This window comes from Streptomyces geranii (assembly GCF_002954775.1).
Classification (GTDB): Bacteria; Actinomycetota; Actinomycetes; order Streptomycetales; family Streptomycetaceae; genus Streptomyces; species Streptomyces geranii.
On record NZ_PJME01000020.1, the window covers coordinates 19255 to 40756 of the forward strand.

At 70.1% G+C, this 21502-nt stretch carries 17 protein-coding genes and 4 pseudogenes; 15 read left to right on the plus strand and 6 right to left on the minus strand.

What is annotated here, in order from left to right; all coding sequences use genetic code 11:
* Positions 1 to 25: 25 nt before the first annotated feature.
* Positions 26 to 1282 (plus strand): DUF4032 domain-containing protein, encoded by a 1257-nt coding sequence (locus tag CW359_RS25030; protein WP_105972372.1) that lies wholly within the window; start codon positions 26 to 28, stop codon positions 1280 to 1282.
* A 1-nt stretch (position 1283) separates the two neighbouring features.
* On the opposite strand, the gene CW359_RS25035 is transcribed toward CW359_RS25030, so the two are convergent.
* Positions 1284 to 2156, minus strand: coding sequence for a universal stress protein (locus CW359_RS25035; RefSeq protein ID WP_105972373.1), 873 nt, complete (start codon positions 2154 to 2156; stop codon positions 1284 to 1286).
* 80 nt (positions 2157 to 2236) lie between these two features.
* Between CW359_RS25035 and CW359_RS25040 the strand changes: the two genes are divergently transcribed.
* The gene (locus CW359_RS25040) at positions 2237 to 2593 is read left to right on the plus strand and encodes a VOC family protein (protein ID WP_105972374.1); all 357 of its coding nucleotides are present in this window, start codon (positions 2237 to 2239) and stop codon (positions 2591 to 2593) included.
* Between the two features lie 424 nt (positions 2594 to 3017).
* Here CW359_RS25040 and CW359_RS25045 read toward each other — a convergent pair.
* Positions 3018 to 3654 (minus strand): annotated as a pseudogene (locus tag CW359_RS25045) (helix-turn-helix domain-containing protein).
* A 116-nt stretch (positions 3655 to 3770) separates the two neighbouring features.
* Positions 3771 to 3968: a hypothetical protein gene (locus tag CW359_RS25050; protein WP_105972375.1), complete on the minus strand. Its 198-nt coding sequence runs from the start codon at positions 3966 to 3968 to the stop codon at positions 3771 to 3773.
* 57 nt (positions 3969 to 4025) lie between these two features.
* On the opposite strand from CW359_RS25050, the gene CW359_RS25055 reads away from it, so the two are divergent.
* A complete protein-coding gene (locus CW359_RS25055; protein ID WP_105972376.1) occupies positions 4026 to 5522 on the plus strand; it encodes a HEAT repeat domain-containing protein in 1497 nt (498 codons plus the stop codon).
* Positions 5523 to 5585: 63 nt separating this feature from the next.
* On the opposite strand, the gene CW359_RS25060 is transcribed toward CW359_RS25055, so the two are convergent.
* Positions 5586 to 5774, minus strand: a complete 189-nt coding sequence (locus CW359_RS25060) for a hypothetical protein (RefSeq protein WP_105972377.1) — start codon at positions 5772 to 5774, stop codon at positions 5586 to 5588.
* Between the two features lie 118 nt (positions 5775 to 5892).
* Complete coding sequence (locus CW359_RS25065; protein ID WP_105972378.1) at positions 5893 to 6690, minus strand: hypothetical protein; 798 nt, start codon at positions 6688 to 6690, stop codon at positions 5893 to 5895.
* Positions 6691 to 7915: 1225 nt separating this feature from the next.
* Between CW359_RS25065 and CW359_RS25075 the strand changes: the two genes are divergently transcribed.
* Complete coding sequence (locus tag CW359_RS25075) at positions 7916 to 8614, plus strand: hypothetical protein (RefSeq protein WP_105972379.1); 699 nt, start codon at positions 7916 to 7918, stop codon at positions 8612 to 8614.
* Positions 8601 to 9206, plus strand: a complete 606-nt coding sequence (locus CW359_RS44910) for a Fic family protein (protein WP_107503117.1) — start codon at positions 8601 to 8603, stop codon at positions 9204 to 9206. Before CW359_RS25075 ends, CW359_RS44910 begins: the two co-directional genes overlap by 14 nt.
* 218 nt (positions 9207 to 9424) lie before the next feature.
* Here CW359_RS44910 and CW359_RS45435 read toward each other — a convergent pair whose 3' ends face one another.
* Positions 9425 to 9703, minus strand: coding sequence for a hypothetical protein (locus CW359_RS45435; protein WP_157968634.1), 279 nt, complete (start codon positions 9701 to 9703; stop codon positions 9425 to 9427).
* 179 nt (positions 9704 to 9882) lie between these two features.
* Between CW359_RS45435 and CW359_RS46670 the strand changes: the two are divergent.
* The 10 genes and pseudogenes from CW359_RS46670 to CW359_RS25130 all read left to right on the plus strand — a co-directional run.
* Positions 9883 to 10035: pseudogene (locus CW359_RS46670) on the plus strand (DUF6192 family protein); the annotation flags it as partial.
* Positions 10036 to 10082: 47 nt separating this feature from the next.
* Positions 10083 to 10694, plus strand: a pseudogene (locus tag CW359_RS25085) (transposase); the annotation flags it as partial.
* A 434-nt stretch (positions 10695 to 11128) separates the two neighbouring features.
* Positions 11129 to 11554 (plus strand): hypothetical protein, encoded by a 426-nt coding sequence (locus tag CW359_RS25090; protein ID WP_157968635.1) that lies wholly within the window; start codon positions 11129 to 11131, stop codon positions 11552 to 11554.
* A 228-nt stretch (positions 11555 to 11782) separates the two neighbouring features.
* Entirely contained in the window at positions 11783 to 12238 is a 456-nt protein-coding gene (locus tag CW359_RS25095; protein ID WP_456300559.1) for a Mu transposase domain-containing protein, read from the plus strand.
* A gap of 125 nt (positions 12239 to 12363) precedes the next feature.
* Positions 12364 to 13233, plus strand: coding sequence for a calcium-binding protein (locus CW359_RS47160; protein ID WP_105972477.1), 870 nt, complete (start codon positions 12364 to 12366; stop codon positions 13231 to 13233).
* A 186-nt stretch (positions 13234 to 13419) separates the two neighbouring features.
* Positions 13420 to 14220, plus strand: a pseudogene (locus CW359_RS25105) (IS5 family transposase).
* Positions 14221 to 14706: 486 nt separating this feature from the next.
* Positions 14707 to 16380, plus strand: coding sequence for an NAD(P)/FAD-dependent oxidoreductase (locus CW359_RS25115; RefSeq protein ID WP_105972382.1), 1674 nt, complete (start codon positions 14707 to 14709; stop codon positions 16378 to 16380).
* Positions 16377 to 17858 (plus strand): ATP-binding protein, encoded by a 1482-nt coding sequence (locus tag CW359_RS25120; protein WP_105972383.1) that lies wholly within the window; start codon positions 16377 to 16379, stop codon positions 17856 to 17858. Before CW359_RS25115 ends, CW359_RS25120 begins: the two co-directional genes overlap by 4 nt.
* Positions 17855 to 18205, plus strand: coding sequence for a UBP-type zinc finger domain-containing protein (locus CW359_RS25125; protein ID WP_105972384.1), 351 nt, complete (start codon positions 17855 to 17857; stop codon positions 18203 to 18205). The genes CW359_RS25120 and CW359_RS25125 overlap by 4 nt, the downstream gene beginning before the upstream one ends.
* A 46-nt stretch (positions 18206 to 18251) precedes the next feature.
* Entirely contained in the window at positions 18252 to 21266 is a 3015-nt protein-coding gene (locus CW359_RS25130) for a helix-turn-helix transcriptional regulator (protein WP_105972385.1), read from the plus strand.
* The last annotated feature ends 236 nt before the right edge of the window (positions 21267 to 21502 follow it).

A 21502-nucleotide genomic window follows, 5' to 3' on the forward strand; every position in this document is an offset into this window, starting at 1 on the left:
GAGAACGAACGAGAACGGTCAAGCCATGGCATTGCAGATCAGCGCCACCAACCCCGAGCACCCCGTACTCCTGCTCGAACTGCCCTGGCACCTCCCCCTGGAGGAGTGGCCCGACCGCTATCTCGTCCCGCTGCCGCGCGGTATCTCCCGGCACGTCGTGCGCTACGCGCGCGCGGGCGACGAGGTGATCGCCGTCAAGGAACTGGCGGAACGCCCGGCCCTGCGCGAGTACGAGCTGCTGGTGGACCTGGACCGGCTCGGCATCCCGTCCGTCGACCCCCTGGGCGTGGTCACCGGGCGCACCGACGACGCCGGCGACGCCCTGGAGCCGGTGCTGATCACCCGGCACCTGGGCGGCTCGATGCCGTACCGCTCGATGTTCGAGACGACGATGCGCCCGGCCACCATGCACCGCCTGATGGACGCCCTGGCGGTCCTCCTGGTCCGCCTCCATCTCGCCGGGTTCGCCTGGGGCGACTGCTCGCTGTCCAACACCCTCTTCCGGCGCGACGCGGGCGCCTACGCCGCCTATCTGGTCGACGCCGAGACCGGCGACCTGCACGCGCAGCTCAGCGACGGGCAGCGCGAGTACGACCTCGATCTGGCCCGCGTCAACATCAGCGGTGAGCTGCTGGACCTGGAGGCGTCCGGGGCGCTGCACCCCTCCGTGGACCCGATCGAGTTCGGCATGGAGATCTGCGCCCGCTACCAGCGCCTCTGGCAGGAGCTGACCCGCACCTCCGTCTACCCGGCGGGCAAGTACCACTACATCGAGCGCCGCATCCGGCGCCTGAACGAACTCGGTTTCGACGTGGCCGAGATGCAGATCGAGCACTCCTCGAACGGCGACACGGTGACCTTCGTACCGAAGGTCGTCGACGCGGGCCACCACCAGCGGCAGCTCCTGCGCCTGACCGGCCTGGACACCGAGGAGAACCAGGCGCGGCGGCTGCTCAGCGACCTGGAGAGCTGGATGGCCACCCAGGACGACTACGAGCCCGGCGACCCCCTCGGCGCCAGCCCGGAGGTACTCGCGCACCGCTGGGTACGGGAGGTGTTCCGGCCGACCGTCCGGGAGGTGCCGCGCGAGCTGCGCGGCAACGTGGACCCGGCCGAGATCTACCACCAGCTCCTCGAACACCGCTGGTACCTGTCCGAGCGGGCGCAGCACGACATCGGGCTGGACGAGGCCGTCACGGACTACATCGCCAACATCCTGCCCAAGGCCCGCCAGTCGCTGCCCCTCCCGACGGACGAGGTGGCCCCGCCGCCGCCCGGCTGAGTCAGTCGTGCGGGACGACGGCCACCGGGCAGTGCGCGTGGTGCAGCACGCCGTGCGCGACCGAGCCGATCCGCGCGCCCACGGCGGACCGGCGGGCCCGCCGCCCGACGACCAGGAGCTGCGCCCGCGAGGCCACCGACAGCAGCACCTCCCCCGCGCTGCCCATCTCCACCTGCTGGGTGACGGGCACGTCGGGGAAGCGTTCGATCCAGGGTTCCAGAGCGGCGGCCAGCGCGTTCTTCTCGTACGGCTCCATGCCGCCGGCCTCGTCGAGGAGCTTCAGCGAGCCCGGGCTGTACGCGAACAACGGGGGCAGGCTCCACGCGCGTACGGCACGCACGGCGGCCCCGCGAGCCGCCGCGGCCTCGAACGCGAACCGCAGGGCCGGCGCGCTCTCCTCCGGATCACCGTGCTGCCCCACGACGACCTCACGCCCGGCGGCCTCGTCGGAGGCGCGGTCCTCCGCCCGTACGAGGACGACGGGCCGCGCCGACTCGGCGATCACGTGCTGGCCGACGGAACCGAGCAGGAACCCGACGAGGGCGCCGTGTCCCCGGGAGCCGAGGACCAGGAGTTCGGCCTCGCCCGCGGCCTCGGCGAGGGTGTGCGTGGTGCTTCCCTCGACCACGTCGACGGTCAGGTCCAGCTCCGGATGGCGCTCGGCGACGGTCCGCGCGGCCTCGTCCACGCCCTCGCGCACCCACTCGTCGTGGGTCTCCTTGGCGGCGGCCCCGAACGCCTGGTCGGGCACCAGCTCCCAGGCGTGCAGCACCCGCAGCGGGAGGCCCCGGCGTACGGCCTCGCGGGCCGCCCAGGCCAGTGCGGCGTGGCTCTCGGGCGTTCCGTCCACCCCTGCGGTGATCGGGCGAGTCATAACGGTTCCCTCCGCGTGGTGATCAGTCGCGATCAGTAATGATCATGCGTATCGGGCACAGTCTTCACTACTGTGTGCCCATGACTTTGGAGTGGGAACAGGTGATCGTGGACGCGGCGGACCCGGCCGCGCTGGGGCGCTGGTGGGCGGAGGCGCTCGACTGGGTGGTCGTCGACGACTCGCCCGAGGAGTACGAGATCCGGCCGACGCCCGACCAGGTGCCCGGCCTGCTCTTCGTACGGGTCCCGGAGGCGAAGTCCGTCAAGAACCGGCTGCACCTCGACTTCCGCCCCGACGAAGACCATCAGGCCGAGGTCGACCGCTTCCTGGCCCTGGGAGCGCGCCACGCGGACATGGGCCAGGACGGGCAGTCCTGGACCACTCTCCTGGACCCGGAGGGCAACGAGTTCTGCGTGCTCGGGGTGCGCAAGAGCTGACCGGAGCGAAGCGGGGCGAACGAACATACGATGGCTTGAGGGCGGCGCGGCACGGGGCTGACGCCGCCCGGTGAATCCGACCGCTCGGGGTGGGAGACGTATGGCACAGGCCGCGGACGCAGCGCGGACCGTCATCATGACCGTGGACGACGACGCAGGGACATTGACGTCGCTCGTGTAGCTCTCCAGTGGCCAGCCGATGATCCGGGGCATCCAGCACCTCACGGCTCCCGTCGCGGCGCCTTGTTGTCGTGGACGCGCAGTCTTTCGCATTGCCGGTGCGGAGCTGGTCGTACCAGCCAAGCCTGCCGCAGCAGCTCCTGCGCTGCTTGGGCAATCATCTGGACGGGATCTGCAGGATCCCGGAAATCGAACCACTCACGGCCCAGGGCTCTTGCAGCAAAGTGCTCGTGCAGACGATCCTTCAGCCGGCCGCCGCCAGATGCATGACCGAGTTCACGCGCGGCATCCGGACGCCGCTGAGCACCACCTCGATACCCGCGTCCTTGAGCACCTCGTCGAACGGCCGTGGGAACTTCCCGTCCCGATCCCTGATCCCCAAACAGAGTGACGGCCTCGAAGAAATCGCACGCCAGGAGCGCGTCGGCCTGGGAGCACAGGAAGCCGGCTCAAGTGCTCAAGGCCCGCTCGGGCGCCGGGCCGACATCGGCCTCCTTCAAGATTTCCCAGACCGTGGATGCCGCCGCCTTCACCCCGAGTACGAGCAGCTCACCGTGCAGGCGCCGATAGCCCCGACTTGGATTTTCCCTGGCCAGGCGCAGCACCAGCACCCGGATCGAGTACACGGTGCGGGGCCGGCCTCCACGCTTCGGCCGCATCCCGCGCAGCACTTCCCGTGCCAGGCCGTGGAGGAGCGACGCCACAAACGCCCGGCCGCTCGCGTGGAACCGGACCTGCTGCCCGTTCAGCCGCCGTTCTACAAAGCCGATCCGGTGGCGCAGAACGAGGATCTCGACACCATTCTCCCGGTCGCCCATCGGCAGCAGTCGCAGCATCGCGAACGCGTTCGTCACACCCAGGCACGCCAGCGTCAGCAGCACGACCGATCATCATGCCGCGCCAACCGGCACCGCGCGATACCGGCGACTCGATCGGCCTAGACCAACGCCCAAACCCGATCCCACCTGCGTGGATGAGGTATTCGACAAGGGCAGGGTCAGCCCGCGAAGGCGTCACCGAAACCGGGCGCCAGAACGGCGTGAGCGGTGCGGCCGGCGTACCTCTCGTCACCGTCCTCATCGAGGACCAGGCCGTGGCGCTGGAGGTGGTCGGCGTAGTCGGCGCGCTGCTGGCAGCTCCGTACGGCGGGCGTCGGCGGCGGACCGCTGGCCGGCGGCTTGCAGACGAATGACATGGGCGTCCGTCGGTGCAACCTCTCGTCGCTTCGGCAGTCTTACTTCCCGGGGTGCACATGACGACAGAGCATCAGGTTGCCTTCTTCCTGAGGGAGCTGGAGACGGGCGACACCTGGCGACGGGCGGCAGCGGCGAAGGGGCTCGGCAGACTCGGCGGCACCGAGCATGCCGCGGTGCTCGTCCGGGCAGCCGCCGACCCCGCGCCCGAGGTGCGAGAGGGCGCGGCGGTGGGCCTGGGCAGGCTGGGGGTCCCGGAGGCCGGGGCGGAGGTCCTGCCCGCGCTGATGGACGACGACGATCCGTGGGTGCGCAGGCGGGCCTCTTTGGCGTCGACCCGGCTCGGGTTGAGCGACCGCGAGGTCGTGGATGCCTATGGGCGTTTGCTCGGCGATCCCGACCATCACCTGCGGATCAACGCCTTGGAGGCGTTGCGGGAGCTGGGCGTGCCCGGTGATGTTCCCGCTCTCGTCCGGCTGATGGGTGATCCGGTACACCGCCTCTCGGGTCTGGCGTGGGCCATGGTCCGGGACTTCCGCAAGGACCCGAACGTCGAGGCGGAGGTGGTCCGTACAGCTCAGTGGGGCGAGGACACAGCCCGTGTGCGCGCCTTGTTGATGCTGCCGGACCAGCCCACTGAACAGCTGCTGCCGTCGCTGCTGAGAGTTCTGACCGACGACCCTTCCACCGAGGTGCGCTGCGCCGTGGCTTTCCGACTGGCACGGGTGAAGCTCCCGGAAGTGCAGTACGCGCTGTTCGCGACTCTGGAGGCGGAGCGGGACCCGGAGATGGCCATACAACTGCTGTTCCTGCTCGGACGATCCGGTGACGAACGGCTGCTGGATCCGGCATCCCGCTGGCTGAGCGACGAGCGGGCCGGCCCGTCGGCCGCCATTGCCCTGGGATCCGTCGGCGGCAGGACCGCCACGAAGCTCCTGCGGGCCGCGCTCACCGCCCAGGCGACGCACGCCCACACACTCGCGGCAGCGGCCAAGGCCTACGGCGAGATGGGGAGATGGGACGCCGTGTGGCTGCTGCTCCCCCTGCTGGACCATGCCGCACCCGAGGTGTACGAAGGTGGGCTCCGTGGCCTGGATGCCATGGCGGACACCGGGTTCCGGCCGTGGGAACGCGCGGCGGTCGCCCGGGCGCTGGTGACCCGTCTCGACGTCGCCCCCACTCTGGTCGGGGTGACGGAGAGGGTCCTCACGGGTTTGGCGGAAGCCCTGCCCGGTCTGCGGAAACTGGTGGACCGGACCACCTCCCCCATTGTCCGAGCCGCCGCGCTGTCGCTCCTGGACCCGCGCAATGCGACGGACGCCGGCACGCCGCACGATCTGCCGCTCTTCGTACGGCACTTGGACGACGCACATCCGTGGGTGCGCCAGGCCGCTGCAGAGGGGATCACCCACTGGGTGGAGGAGACGGGCACGCTCCCTCCGGGCGAGGAGCGGCTGCGCGACCGGCTCACCGCCCTGGAATCGGACCCAGACGATTTCGTACGCGAGGCGGCGGCCGAGGCGCTGCGGGCCCTGGACGACTGTCGGAACAACTGATGAGGCAGGGGTGACAGTGGCAACACCGGTGACACCCCACCCGGCTCTCCGGATCCGCCCGGCTCAGCACAGGACCGTATCGGGCTCGTGCAACTCCAGCCACGGCGCCAGGTCGAGGGGCCGATCCAGCCCACGCCGCTCGGCCTGCGCGCTGATCGGGCCGTCCCAGTGGAGAGTGGGGTACACGCGGTCCCGGTCGGCCGACTCCTGGTCGCCGTGCTCCACCTGCGCCGTGCCCGTCGGCGAGGACACGGCGCGGCCGGAGACCAGCGTCTGCCCCTCCGCCGCTCACGCCGACGCTGCGGATCTGCCTCGCTCATGGCGTCACGCGGTCCGATCCAGAGGGTGCGGCTTCATGAAGAATCCAGCACTAGTGCTCGTGCCTCCCGGAGTCTGGGCTGGTGTGGTCCGGGCTCGTGAAGCTCGGCCGCGGGCCGCGGGTGCCGTCGTCCGGGCTGCTGAAGTCGGGCCGGTTGTAGCCGAGGTGCGGAATGCGGCCGGTCGGTGTCGGCGGTGCCGTACGACGCAGCGTGGCGGTGCCGGGGTCGCCCATTGCACGTAGAAAGGGCAGGATGCCGCGCTCCAACAGAGCTTGGCGCCAGGCATCCCTGGCCCGGTCCACATCCTTGCTCAGTTCACGTTGGTGCGCAGCCACCCAATTGATCTGACCGCGGTTACGTGTGTGCGCCTCCGCCGCCGCCGCGGTTGCCGCCGGAAGCTCTGGGCGTACATGTAGGCCGATCACCGCTGCCAGCAGACGGCGGCCGTAGGGCATCCTGGCCCAGCGCTGCGCATCGACTCCGCTGCCGACCCGGCGGCCCCGTAGCCTGGCGGGCCCCATCGGGGTTGTGCACAGCTCGGCGGAGCCGGATTCGTGGAAGGACGAGGGAGTGGACGGCGCCGGGTGGCGGAGTTCGTCGCGGACCTTCACGTAGTGCTGGTATTCGGCCGCCGCGGCGACCGTGATGAGCGCGGTGGCGTTGAGTGCCATGGTGCGCAGTTGTTCGGGGTTCAGGCGCTGACCGACGGCGGCCGGTTCCGGGCGTTGTGGGGCGGAGCGCAGCGCCTCGTCGAGGATCCGCTCGTATTCCTGGCGGTCCTCGTTCAACAGGTGCTGCGGAACGCTGTTCACGGCCCTTCCTCCCTGATCGCCGGCCCTTGCCGCCATCGTGGCGCGCCCAGACCATCGACGCCAGATCCCGTTCCGTCGGCCGCATCCGGGGGGAAGCGCGTGTCCCCGAGGCGCATGCCATCCGGCAGCTGTGTTCGGTCTGTTGAGAGCGCGCCAGGTGCGGTATCCGGCGCGCGGCTGTCCGCCACTGCGGCATTAGGCCCAAGCGAAGGCATCGGCCGCAGAGGGCGCTGGACCGAGCTCGCAGGGGACGCGGAGGGTGCGGGTCGGGGCGGACGAACGACAGGCACTTCGGCGGCTGTGACACCCAGAGTTACTGTGTCTATGGAACCGCCTCCAGCTCTGGCGGCTGCAGGCACCCCAGCTCCTGCGGCGGCCTCTTCCACCCCAGCAGGTTGCCGATCGCCTGTCACCGCCTCACTCACTGTCTGAATGCGGCTGAGTTGCGTGAGCAGCATCGGGGCCGACAACCCAACGACGAGGGCGGCGTACTCGCCGCTGATCTGTCCCGTGGTGCCAAATAGCACTGCGGCGCCGGCACCCATCAGGCTGTGCACGACGGCCGCGACGATGTCCACGGAGGGATCGAAGTATGCCTGGAACCGCGGGGCTTTCTCCTGTGCCGTCCCTGCCGCGGTCGACTGCCGATGGGAGCGACGATCGGCCTGCCAGGACACGAACCGGGTGTACAGGTCCAGAGCCCCACGCAGCAGACCACCCGCCGCTCCCAACAGAATCAGCGTAGGGACATCCACGGTCTCCCCCAGTGGTGGCACTGACGCCTAGCATGAGCTTGCGGACTCAGGATGAGCGTAAAGCCGCGTACAAGCCACAAGGAAGCGCGCGAGCCATTGCCATTTGAAGGCGGCGTACAGACGGAGGCGCCTGAGGGACATCCGGGAACTGCTGGCAACCGCAGGCCACGACCTCCACCCCGCCGAACGCCAACTCGCCACCCTGAACGACCTGTTCAACCAGGCACGCGAGGCATGCATCATCACCACGCCAGAGATCAAAACTGCGGATTTATACTCTGCAAGCCCTGACTACCCGGCCTTGGGGAATGCCCCGGCGGTCGGGCATGGCCGCGCCGGGTTCCGGCTCGGAAAACCGTTCGCCAACCCGGAGTCTGTACGCCGAGACTGATGCTTACAGACAGATGAGCCCATCACAGCGGACGGAAGAGCGGCCAGCACTGACGTACAACCGAGACACCTTGCCCTTCCCCGAGAACCTCGTGCCCCGAGCCCCTGATCCGGGCATGCACCACTGGGAGGGTCTCGACCCGGCCCGTCACCCGTTCACCTGGAACGAGGACGAGGAAGCCCGGCTTTGCGCGCTGGTGCGCGAGTGGGTGCCATCCGTGCTCTCCGGCATGAGGGGCCACTGGGAGGGCGAGTACTGGTGTGCAAGCCAGGTGGACGCAATCATCCGGGAGCGGTACGGGAACTGGGCCCAGGGATGGAACTGGTGCTACCGGTACGGCGGGCCCATCGGCAGCTGGGTCACCGGGGCAAGCTCGGTGACGACCCCTGACGAGACCGCGGCACGCGTCGTGGCCGCGCTGTTGGAGTGGCGGGAGTGGTTGGAGAGGATGGCTCAGCGCTTTGCGGAGCTGGCGCCGCCACCAGAAGCCTCTCCCGCGGATCGCAGCTGGCATCTGGAGCGGGCCTGCGTCAGGCTCGTGACACTCGCGCTGGACTCGGGCGCGGAAGGCGGTTGGCACGGGCAGGCCGCGCGGGTCCTGCGCTGGTTCCTCACCACCACCGGCATGGGGCAGGCCGAGGCTGAGCAGGCGGTGGAGAGCGCGATCGGCGGCCGGTTCAAGAGCTGGGTCGCCCCTGGACGGACGCTGATCGAATCTGTTGGTGAGGACCTCGCCGTCGGCCTCACCGGCCATGCCCCCTACCGGGACCACCGTGAGCGGGCGGCCCTGGAGGATCTCCATGACCGCTACTGACAGCCTTTCGACCTGGCTGCGCGTGCGCGGCGAGACCGACTGGCGCCAAGCACCCGCCCTGCGGGTGCTGCCTACGAGCGACGGGTTCCGGGCGTGGTGCGAAGGGCCGGTCCGTCAGCGCGACCCTGTCCGCGCCGAGCGCCTGTTCGCCGCCTACACCCTGGCCCGCACTGATGCCGCCCGCCGAGCCCCGCTGGATTTCGCCCTGCTGGCCAGTTGGCAGCGCGAGGTCCTCGGCGGGGCAGATGTTCCGTTCCGTGCGGCGGACGCCTATGGGAAGGCCGGCCGCGAGCGCTACGGCCTGACCTCACGGACCCAGGCTGACTTCGCCGCCTGCCTGCGCGAGGCTACCGACCCGGGTCTCCCGCTGGCGGCCCGCGCAGCCCGCGTATACCTCGACGTGGCGTTCTTCCATCCTTTCACCGACGCCAATGCCCGCGCGGCCCTGCTGACCTTGGTCCACGTCCTGGCCCGTGAGGACATCGTCCTTCCGGAAGTCGGCCCTCTCCAAACGACTCGCTACGCGGACGACGCGGCGGGCGCCGCCGACCTGGCCACTCTCATCGGCGTACTCAACCGCCGCCGATGCTGAAATCTTCAGGGTGAGGATGCTGTAGGTGTCGAACCCCTCAGCAGTCGTCGTGGAGTGCCGTGCGCTGGCGGTAGGCGGCTTGTCGACAGCGGTGTGAGCAGTAACGAGCTTTTTGACGTCGGCCGTTGCTGCTCGTCCAGGTGACGCCGCAGGCTGGCCACTCCACCTTCTGCATGGTGGACGAGGGATCGCTGAGTGCGCGTTGGTGCTGCTGGAGCCTACGGTCGCGTGATCTGCATGCGGTTGAGCAGAACCGTGTCCTCGGATTTCGGGCCTTCAGTTGGTTGGCGCAACGGCTCGGGTCGTCGGAGGTGCGCATGGTGGCCCGGCGGGGAAGTTCGTCCGGTCTTCTTTGAGTTGTCCGCCCGGGGCTCGTCCGGCTTCGGCCACGGGTGGTCAGGCAGGGTGCGGTAGTAGCGTTCTTCTTCGATCCGGCGGACGAGAAGGCCGGCGGCCCCGGCGCCTTCGTAGCGGTAGCCGGGGGGCGACTCGGTCACGGACTTCCTTGATGAACCGGCGGAAGTCTCCGGCAAGGACGACGATGCTCGGGTAGCCGCTGGCGATGAGCCGAGGGTCGTCGCGGTAGTGGGACCATCCGGGGGCGCTGTCCTATGCGATTCTGGACAAAACCCGGCGGACCGCGTCGAAGTGGCCGAAGGACCGCCGGATCCCGGCAGTGTCCTTCACCGTCCATCAAATCCTGGCGTCCGTCGCCGACGACGAAGAACGGTTCACCACGATCACCAGCCCGCCCAGGGGCAAGGCACGCTGGACGCCGGACGAGGCGAACGGGAGGGTCGGCCGACAGGTCGAGCACCCGGTCACCCCACAGGAGAAGATCAGCGCACTCCACACCCTGACCACCGACGAGGAGGTCGCGGCCACCGGCCCGAGCGCATGCTCCGCGTCCCCAAGTACCGTGCCAGCCTGGTCGATCCCTACCGCGAACACCTGCGCAAACGCCGCGCCGAGGACCCCGCCGTCCCCGTCAAGCACCTCTTCGAAGAGATCAAAGCCCTCGGCTTCACGGGCTGCCTGAACCTCCTGCACAAGTACATCGACCAAGGCCGCGCGGACGCCGACCGCAGCCATATCTCCCCGCGCCGGCTCGCCCGGATGCTGCTGACCAGGCCCGACAACCTCAAGGCCGAGCAACAAGAACTCCTGGCCAAGCTCACCGCCGCCTGCCCCGAGATGACCCAACTGGCCGCAGGAATCAGCGGCTTCGCCCCGCTCCTTGCGCCTCACGTCGACAATGCCGACGCACTCTCGCGCCGGATCGTCCAGCTCTGCGGCGCCGACCTGCCCCACCTGCATGCCTTCGCCCGAGGTCTGGAGAGAGACCGCGACGCCGTGAACGCCGCCCTCACGCTCCCGTACAGCAACGGCCCCACCGAGGGTGTCAATACCAAGACCAAGCGGATCGCTCGCCAGATGCACGGACGAGCAGGCTTCACCCTGCTTCGCCACCGCATCCTCCTCGGATAGCAGCACTCTCTGTCACCACCGAAAGTGAGACAGGGCCGTTGGATTTACACTCCCAACTTTGGCTTCGTGCCCCAGGATGACGACGGATGTAGCTGGCGATTCGGAACATCCGTAGGTCCGGTGGACCCTGACGAATACTCAAAGTGGCAGTACGGTTTATGTGAGTAGCGACTAGCTGCAGGGGTGGCCGTGATCGCGAAAACCCGCACGAAGGTCGAATACGAACCTATGAGGGGTTCGTGAACGGGGCGGGTCCTCAGCGGACCGAGTTCCGGCGCCGCAGGTGGGTCTGCGATCCCACCGGGCGATTCGTGACAGAGGCCGGTCCCGCGTCCGCCTTCGTGAACGGGGCGAGTCCACAGCGGACCGAGTCCCGGCGCCGCAGGTGGGTCTGCGATCCCACCGGAGGGCTCGTGATGGAGCCCGGTCCCTTCGTGAAGAAGCCCGACCCTCCGCCGGCTGAGGCCCCGGGCGATCGGCCCCACAACCCGACCAACCACTACAGCCCACCGAGGGATGGTGCTCCTTTCGGCGCAGGGATGCACCAACGGGCCGAACACCGGACGATGGACCTTGCTGAGGGCATCGCCTACGGGCATGTCGCTGACGACTTCCTGCGGGGAGACGTCGTGACGGGTCTCGCGAGGGGTGCGGCCGTTGGAACTGAGAAAAGGGGTGGTGTTGCTGCGGGGGTCGCGAAGACGGTCCTTTTCTATGTGCACCCGGCTTCGTTGATCGTCGCGGTGACCGACATGTTGTGCGACCGGCCGAATGCACCGAAACCCACCAACCCGGAAGTCGTGCGCAACGCCGCGATGAACACCATTCTCGCGGCACTGTTCGGTCACCCCGGAAGGTGATCCCGGACAGCTCCGCTCGAAGGACCCACCGGACACAGGCTCCCTGGCGCTCGGGTCCCCGTCCTTAGACCAGTTGGGCTCGCGCCGTTCCCGCCCCCGCCGTTCAGCCTCATCAATTCATCGTGCGGACCCGAGTCAGTGGCGGATTGTCGAGTCTGGCAGCCATGAAAGTTACTTACCGCCATAGAACATCCATAAATGCCCACCTAAGGGGTTTTCAGGGAGATTTTGCAGGCGTATGCCTCCTCCGTCGAGGAGATGGACGCCGCGTTCACGGCGTGGGTGCCCCGGCGGCGGTCGCAGATCCACAAGACGCACCGGGAGGTCATCGGCGAGCGGGCGGCCCGTGAGCACGCGGCCCTCAAACCGCTGCCGCCGACTCCGTATCTGGTGGCCGAGCGGCACCTGCGGCCAGTCGGCAAGGACTGCCTGGTCGCCTTCGGCGGCAATCTCTACTCGGTGCCCGCCCGCCGCGTCCGCCCCCGCCGACTGGTGGAGACCCGGGCGACGAAGTCACAGGTCATGCTGCACTCCACCGCTCCGGACGCCAGCGGCGAGACGCTGCTGGCCATGCATCCGCGGGCGGTCGGCCGCGGGGCGCGCACCGCGACGGTGACGAAGCCCGGGCGGGCCAGACCGCAGGCAGCGCCCTTGGGCACGCGAAGACCCTGCCGTGCAGGGTGATCAGCGCGATCCAGCTCGACCAGGGCTGCACCGGTTCGCTCCGGCGTACAACCTCAGCCCCGGGTGCGCTGTCTAACGGGTACTCAGAAACCCACGGCACCACTCCCGCGAAGGGACTGCTCGGCATGCGTACACGGAGAAGGATCGCCATCGCGACAACCACCGCCCTCACCCTCACTCTTGTCCTGGGCGCAGCCGCGCTCACGGCTCCCGCCGTCCAGGCGGCCACTCCGGACGCGGGTACGCTGCGCGACGTCGCGCGCAACGGCGAGCGCGACCTCTGGTACAAGGACGAGGCCGGCCAGACGAACCGGCTGACGGTCTCGATGAAGTTCGAGAGCCGCGACGGTGGGAACGACGCCTACTACATCCTCACCTTCCGCGACCGCGCCCCCATCGCCATCGACAGCAGCGCGGCCGAAAACTACGAGTGCGTGTACCCGTCGGCGACCGACCGCACGGTCGCCCGCTGCGCGGTCCACGTCCCGGTGGGCACCGACTTCACCGACGACTACTACATCGACCTGGGCAACGGCAACGACACCGTGTCGATCGCCGCCGACAACTACGCGTACAGCACGATCTACGGCGGCAAGGGCAACGACGTGCTGGTGGGCAACAGCCAAACCGAGCTCTACGGCCAGGACGGCAACGACCGCACCGTCGGCGGGGGCGAGCAGCGGGGCAACGGAGCGCGCGGCGGAGCCGGGAACGACGTCATGACCGGGTGCTATGCGTGCTACGGCGACGCCGGCAACGACTCGCTCACCGGCGACGCCACCAGCAACCGCCTCGACGGCGGCGACGGCAACGACGTCCTGCGCGGAAATTCAGGCGCCGACAACCTCTACGGCGGCAGGGGCAACGACCGCCTGTACGGCGACCGGGGCAACGACGTCCTGTGGGGCAACAGCGGCAACGACGTCCTGCACGGCGGCCCAGGCAACGACAGGCTCTCGGGCGGTCCGGGCAACGACAAGGTGTATCAGAACTAGCAGAAAGACCCGGCCGTTCCCGGCCACGGCATGCGCCGCCGCTTACGACCTGAGACGCTCCTGACCAGGTCGATTGCAGTCCGCGGTGTGGCCGCCGGTTCCCTAGCCCTAGCCATTGGTAATGGTTAGGGCCCTGCTATAGGACGTCATCTCATTTGGCTGGGTAAGCCGGCGGTCGTGGCAGGGATCGTTGAGCGGCTGGTGCCGGAGGAGTTGTGGGAGTTGTTCCAGCGGGTGGTGCCGGAGGCGCCGTCGCGGCCTCAGGGTGGGGGCCGGCGGCGGCACGGTGAGCGCGAAGTGCTGGTCGCGATCGTGTTCGTGGCGACCTCTGGCTGCACGTGGCAGCAGTTGCCGACCGCGTCGTTCGGGCCGTCCGGCGCGACGGCTCACCGACGATTCACCGAGTGGACGAAGGCCCGTGTGTGGGTCAGACTCCACCGCCTGGTCCTCGATGAGCTGGGATCCCGCGGCGAGCTGGACCGGTCCCGGTGCGCGGTCGACTCGGTGAACATGCGGGCCCTGAAAAGGGGGAGCTGACAGGCCCGAATCCTGTAGACCGGGGCAAGTACGGGTCGAAGATCCACTTGATCACGGAGCGGACCGGCCTGCCCCTGCCCATCGGTATTTCGGGCGCCAACACGCACGACAGCCAGGCCCTGATCCCGCTGGTGAAGGGCATACCGCCGATCCGCTCCCGCCGCGGGCGCCGACGGCCCAGGCACCCGAAAACTTCACGCCGACAAGGGCTACGACTACAACCACCTGCGGCGATGGTTGTCCAGCCAAGGAATCCGCCACCGCATCGCCCGCAGGGCCATCGAGACCTCACAGCGACTCGGCCGACACCGCTGGACCATCGAACGCACCATGGCCTGGCTCGCCGGATGCCGACGTCTCCACCGACGCTACGAACGCAAAGCCGACTACTTCCTCGCCTGCACCAGCATCGCCTGCACCCTCATCTGCTATAGCAGACTGACCAAATGAGATGACTTCTGACGGCTGTTCGGAGGGGGATCTGACGCAGCGATCACCGTTGGAGCAGCATCCGAACAGAGTCCCTGCGGTGGCCTTCATCGCAGAGCGACGGGGGTGCACAGCGGCAGCCTCAACGGTGGTACCTCAGGGAAGTCCGGACGGTACGGACGTTCGGCCTTCTTGCCCTGCTGTTACTGCCCGGTGCGGGGTGGTTCCTGTGGCAGACGCAGCCGCTCACGAGCTGGGAGGAGGCAACTCTCCCGCCGGGATGGCCGGCTGCCGCAGGAACTGGGACCTGCTGGGCGCCCGATCCCTCAAGCCCGAGCGGCAGCTCAGCGCGTCGACCCTGTTCGACCTGGTCAAGCTCGCCTTCGGCGTGGCAGCCGGCTCAGGGGCGCTGGTGGCTCTCGTGGTCGCCTACCCGCAGGTACTCACGTGCTGTCCGGATCACCGTTGCCGTCGCCATGGCCCCTCCCCGTCACGTACGGTCGTTCCATGGCACCTGAGAGGTCTACCGTAGGTGTAATCATGACCGTGGACGACGACCCCGGGGTCTCCCGGGCCGTCGCCCGGGACCTGCGGCGGCGCTACGGCGAGTCGTACCGGATCGTGCGCGCGGAGTCCGGCGAGTCCGCGCTGGAGGCGCTGCGGGAGCTGAAGCTGCGCGGTGATCTGGTGGCGGTGATCCTGGCCGACTACCGGATGCCGCAGATGAACGGCATCGAGTTCCTCGAACAGGCGTTGGACGTCTATCCGGGCGCCCGGCGCGTGCTGCTCACGGCGTACGCGGACACCAACGCGGCGATCGACGCGATCAACGTCGTCGACCTCGACCACTACCTCCTCAAGCCCTGGGACCCGCCGGAGGAGAAGCTCTACCCGGTGCTGGACGACCTCCTGGAGGCGTGGCGGTGCAGTGACTTCCGGCCGGTGCCGAGCACCAAGGTGGTCGGGCACAGGTGGTCGGCGCGGTCGTCGGACGTACGGGAGTTCCTGGCCCGCAACCAGGTGCCGTACCGCTGGTACTCCACCGAGGAGCCCGAGGGGCAGCGGCTGCTGGCGGCCTGCGGGCAGGACGGGCAGCGGCTGCCGGTCGTGATCACCGCCGACGGTGCCACGCTCGTCGAGCCCGAGGTGCCGGAGCTGGCCGCGCGGGTGGGGCTGGCGACGACGCCCACGGCTGACTTCTACGACCTCGTCGTCATCGGCGGCGGGCCCGCCGGGCTCGGCTCGGCCGTGTACGGGGCCTCGGAGGGGCTGCGTACGGTGCTGGTGGAGCGGTCGGCGACCGGCGGGCAGGCCGGGCAGAGTTCGCGGATCGAGAACTATCTCGGGTTCCCGGACGGGGTGTCCGGCTCCCAGCTCACCGAACGGGCGCGGCGGCAGGCCACGAAGTTCGGCGCCGAGATCCTTTCCGCCCGCGAGGTGACCGGACTTGAGGTGAGCGGTGCGGCGCGGCTCGTGCGGTTCTCGGACGGATCGGCGATCGCCGCGCACAGTGTGATCCTGGCGACCGGGGTGTCGTACCGACAGCTGGAGGCGCCCGGGGCCACCGATCTGTCGGGCTGCGGGGTGTTCTACGGGTCCGCGCTGACCGAGGCCGCCGCCTGCCAGGGGCACGACGTGTACATCGTCGGCGGGGCCAACTCGGCCGGGCAGGCGGCGATGTACCTGTCCCGGGGTGCCAAGTCGGTGACGCTGCTGGTGCGCGGGGCGGATCTCACCGCGTCGATGTCGCACTACCTGATCCAGCAGATCGCCGAGGCGCCGAACATCTCGGTGCGGGCCGCCACGGTCGTCGAGGCCGCGCACGGTGGCGACCACCTGGAGCAGCTGACCCTGCGCGACACGGCAACCGGGCAGACCGAACTGGTCGACGCGCAGTGGCTGTTCGTGTTCATCGGCGCGGCCCCGCTGACCGACTGGCTGGACGGCACGGTGCTGCGCGACGAGCGCGGCTTCATCCTGGCCGGGCCCGACCTGACCGCCGACGGGCGGCCACCGGCGGACTGGGAGCTGGACCGGCCGCCGTACCACCTGGAGACCAACGTCCCCGGCGTCTTCGTCGCGGGGGACGCCCGCGCGGAGTCCGCCAAGCGGGTCGCGTCCGCCGTCGGAGAGGGAGCCATGGCCGTGATGCTCGTCCACCGGTATCTGGAGCAGTCGTGAGCGGCCGGCTGATGCCGTGCAGCCCGGCGGAGATCGGGGCGCTGTTCCTGTTCGAGAAGCTGACCGCCGAACAGTTGGGGCGGCTGTGCAGCGAGGGCCGGGTCGAACTGTTCGATCCCGGGCCGGTGTTCGCCGAGGGCGACCCGGCGACCTGCTTCTACGTGATGATCGAGGGCACGGTCGTCCTGTCGCGCCGGGTGGGCGGCGACGACGTCGAGGTGAGCCGTACGTCGCAGTCCGGGGTGTACGCGGGGGCCGTGCAGGCCTATCTCGGGGACGAGAAACCGCAGGTGTACCGGAACTCGTTGCGGGTGTCGGAGCCGACCCGGTTCTTCGTGCTGCCCGCCGACTCGTTCTCGGGCATCATGCACGAGTGGTTCCCGATGGCGGTCCATCTCCTGGAGGGCCTGTTCCTCGGTACGCAGAGCACCCAGCGGGCCGTCGGGCAGCGGGAACGGCTGCTGGCGCTGGGCTCGTTGTCCGCCGGGCTCACCCATGAGCTGAACAACCCGGCCGCGGCGGCCGTCCGGGCCACGTCCTCGTTGCGGGACCGGGTCGGCCACATGCGGCACAAGCTCGGGGTCATCGCCTCGGGCCCCTACCAGCGTGACGCCCTGAAGTCCCTGGTCGAGATCCAGGAGCGTACGGCCGAGCGGGTCGCCAAGGCACAGCCGCTGAGCCCGCTCGAAGCGTCCGACCGCGAGGACGAACTCGCCGACTGGCTCGACGACCACGGCATCCAGAACGGCTGGCAGATCGCACCGAACTTCGTGCAGGGCGGTCTCGACGTCGACTGGCTCGAACAGGTCGCTGCGGCCGTCGACGACGAGATCCTCCAGGCGGCCGTCGGCTGGCTCAACTACACGGTCGAGACCGAGCTGTTGATGTCCGAGATCGAGGACTCCACGGCCCGCATCTCGCACCTCGTCAACGCCGCCAAGCAGTACTCGCAGCTGGACCGGGCCCCCTACCAGGTGGCCGACGTGCACGAACTCCTCGACAGCACGCTGCTGATGCTGTCGGGCAAGTTCGGTCCGCTCGTCAAGGTCGTGAAGGAGTACGACCGTTCGCTGCCGAGGATCCCGGCCTATCCGGCCGAGCTGAACCAGGTGTGGACGAACCTCATCGACAACGCGGTCTCCGCGATCAACGGGGCGGGGGTGGAAGGGACGTTGACCGTCAGGACCGCCCTCGTGCACGACCAGCTCCTCGTGGAGTTCCGCGACACGGGACCGGGCGTACCTGCGGAGATCCGCGGCCGGATCTTCGACCCGTTCTTCACCACCAAGCCGGTCGGCGAGGGCACCGGCCTGGGCCTCGACATCAGCTGGCGGATCGTCGTCAACAAGCACCACGGCGACCTCAAGGTCGAGTCGGTGCCCGGCGACACCCGCTTCCAGGTCCTCCTCCCCCTCACCGCCGTCGACCCCGACAACGCCACAGCCCTGGAACCCGACCCGGCCGAGGAGCCGTCATGACCAAGGACACCGGAATCGACCCCAGCGTCCCGCCCAGCGGTGCCGGATGCGTCGAGTGCGACGCCGCCGGCGGCTGGTGGTTCCATCTGCGGCGCTGCGCCGAGTGCGGCCACATCGGCTGCTGCGACGACTCCCCCGCCAAGCACGCCACCGGCCACTTCAAGGAGACCGGCCACCCGGTGATCCGCAGCTACGAGCCCGGCGAGGCCTGGTTCTGGAACTTCGAGACGAACGAACTGTACGAGTCGGGCCCGGCCCTGGCGCCCCCGGCCAGCCACCCGACGGACCAGCCCGCTCCGGGACCGGCGGGACGCGTACCGGCGAACTGGGCGCAGACGCTGCGCTGAGGCCTCGTCGGCCCAGGTTGTCAGTGGTGCGTGTCAGGATTCAGTTGTGCCGCAGAACCTGTTCAACACCCCTCTCATCGGCCGGGACGACGAGCTGAGCCGTCTCTCCGGTGTGCTCGACCGTGCCCGGCTCCGGGAGGCCCGGGCCGTGCTCATCGCCGGGGACGCCGGGGTGGGCAAGACGCGGGTGCTCGCCGAGGTCGCCGGGCGGGCCTCGGAGCGGGGGATGACCGTGCTCACGGGGCACTGTGTCGATCTCGGTGACGTCGGTCTGCCCTATCTGCCGTTCACCGAGATCCTGGGGGTGCTGGCCGCCGACGAGCGGTTCGCGGAGGCGTTCGCCGCGCATCCCGTGGTCGGGCGGCTCCTCGGGGGCGGACCCGAGGAGGGGGTGCGGGACGCCGGTGGGCGGCTGCGGCTGTTCGAGGGCATGGCCGGGCTGCTGGCCCGGGCGACCGAGGTCGCGCCGCTGCTGCTCGTCCTGGAGGACCTGCACTGGGCCGACCAGTCCTCCCGGGACCTGCTGCGGTTCCTGCTCAGCCGGGGTGTGCTCCAGGGGCCCACGGGCGGGTCGCCCGGGCACCGGCTCGCGGTGTTCGCGTCGTACCGCGCGGACGACCTCCACCGCCGGCATCCGCTGCGTCCGCTGCTGGCGGAGCTGGTGCGGCTGCCCGCCGTGGAGCGGCTGGAGCTGCGGCCGATGGACGACGCCGAGGTGGCCCGGCTGGTGCGCGCGCTGGGCGAGACACCGCTGTCCGACACGACGGTACGGCGGATCGTCGAGCGGGCCGAGGGCAACGCCTTCTACGCGGAGGAGCTGCTCGCGGCCACCGACACGGAGTCGGGCGGGGTGCCCAGCGGGCTCGCCGACGTCCTCCTCATCCGCTTCGAGCAACTGTCCGACACCGCTCAGCAGGTGCTGCGTACGGCCGCTGTCGCGGGGCGGCGCGTCGAGCACGACCTGCTGAGCGACGCGGTCCGGCTGCCGGAGGACGAGCTGGAGTCGGCGCTGCGCGAGGCCGTCGGACGGCAATTGCTCGTCCCCGGGGAAGGGGACACGTACTCCTTCCGGCACGCGCTGGCCCGCGAGGCGGTCTACGCCGACCTGCTGCCGGGCGAGCGGTCGCGGCTGCACGGGGCGTTCGCGCGGCTGCTGTCCGGGCGGGGCCGCCTGCCCGAGAGTGCGGCGGAGCGGGCCCACCACTACCGGGAGAGCCACGACCTGGCCGAGGCGCTCACGGCGTCACTGGAGGCCGCCGGGCACGCCGACTGCGTGGGCGCTCCCGCGGAGGAGCTACGGCATCTGGAGGCGGCCCTCGACATGTGGCCGGCGGTGGAGGCGGGCGCGCGTCCCACGGGTGAGGGTCTCGACACGGTGACGCTGATGCTGCGGGCCTCCGCAGCCGCCGCGCACGCCGGGGAGTCGCACCGCGCGGTGTCGCTGACCCGGGCCGCGCTCGCCGGGATCGGCCAGGACACGGACGCCGAACTCGCGGCCCGGGTCCGCTACACGCTGGCCGACAACCTGATGAACGTCGACCATCTGGCGGCGGCCTTCGCCTACAGCAGCGAGGCGCTCGCCATGATCCCGGCCGATCCGCCGTCGCGGACGTGGGTGTGGGCGGCGGCCACCCATGTCATGGCGGCCCGGCAGATGGGCGACGACGACACCGCGCTCCGGGTGGCCCGGCAGGCACTCTCGGCCGCCGAGGAGTTGCAGGCCCTCGACGCACAGGCCGACCTCATGATCTCCGTGGTCGCTCTCGGGGCAGGTGGACGTCGCACGCCCGAGGCCCGCGAGCGGCTGCGGGAGGCGCGGGAACTGGCCCGGCGGGCGGGCAGTTCGCCGGTGGAGATGCGGGCCCTGTTCAGTCTCGCGATCGGCTGTTTCGAGTCCGGGCTGCCGGAGGAGTCCCTGCCGTGGCTGACCGAGGGCCTGGACCGGGCCCGCCGCGCAGGACTGCTCTCGTCTCCCTATCCCCGGGAGATGCGATACCTGCAGTCCCTGGTGCTGTACACCCTGGGCCGCTGGGACGAGTGCGTCCGCGCGGCGACGGCCGACACCGAGGTGCTCCCCGCGGCTGCCGGTTTCGTGGCGGGACCTTCGCTGTACGTGGCACTGGCACGCGGCGACCTGGGCGCCGTCGACCGTGCCCGGGCCCTGCTCGACGGCCCGTTCGACTGGATGGCGACGCTGATCGCGGGCATCGTGCTCACGGACGTCGCGGCCCTGGCGGGGGACCCGGAGGCGGCCGTGGAGCGGGTGCACACCACGGTGAAGGCGCTCACCGACGACGCCGGGGCCCGCCCGGAGGTGGCGGTCCGGCTCGCCGCCCTCGCCCTGGCCGCCGTCGCCGACACGGCCGTACGGCTGCGGGCGTCCGGCGACGAGGCGGGGACACGGCGCTGGACGGACACGGCGGCGGACCTGCTGGAAGTGGCCCGAGCCCGCGCCCTGAGCAGCCGGGACGGCACCCCGCAGGGCCCGGAAGGACTGGCCTGGCTGGCCCGCGCCGAGGCGGAGTGGACCCGGGCGACGGCCGGTCCCGGGGAGGCGGCGGCCTGGGAGCGGGCGGTCACGGCGTTCGGCTTCGGCGAGGTGTACGAAGAAGCACGCTGCAGAAGGCGGTTCGCGGAGGCACTGCTGGCGGAGGGCCACCGCGAGGAAGCTGCCGTCCAGGCCAGAACCACCCGCGAAACGGCGGTACGTCTGGGCGCCGCACCCCTCCTCAAGGAGGTGGACGCCCTGATCCGCCGGGGCCGACTCACCGCCCCGTCGGCCTCAGAGGACACGGTTGCCGCGCCCTCACCTCTCACGGCCCGCGAACAGGACGTCCTACGCCTCCTCGCCCTCGGCCGCAGCAACCGCCGGATCGGCGAGGAACTGTTCATCAGCGGCAAGACGGCCAGCGTCCACGTCTCGAACATCCTGGCCAAGCTGGGGGCCACGAGCCGGGGTGAGGCGGTTGCGGTGGCTTACCGGGAGGGGTTGATCCCGTCGGCCGGGGAGGCGGACACCGGGGCGAAGCCCCGGAGGGAGCCGACACCGGGCTCGGGCTGACCACGCAGGCCTGGCCTGCTGTCGATGGGGCGGCTGCGGGTGCGCGGGCACCGGATATCTGGGGGCTGGTGGCCTGACGACGCCCGGTGCCGCTGGTCCGGCACTTCGGAGCCACCGGTGCCGAGCCGACTGCGACCGACCCGGCGGCGCTGATCCGGCACGGCTGGCCAGGCGGCGGCTGGGCTGGGCTGGGCTGGCGCCAAGGGTCCAGCACTTCCAGGCCAGCACGGCCGATC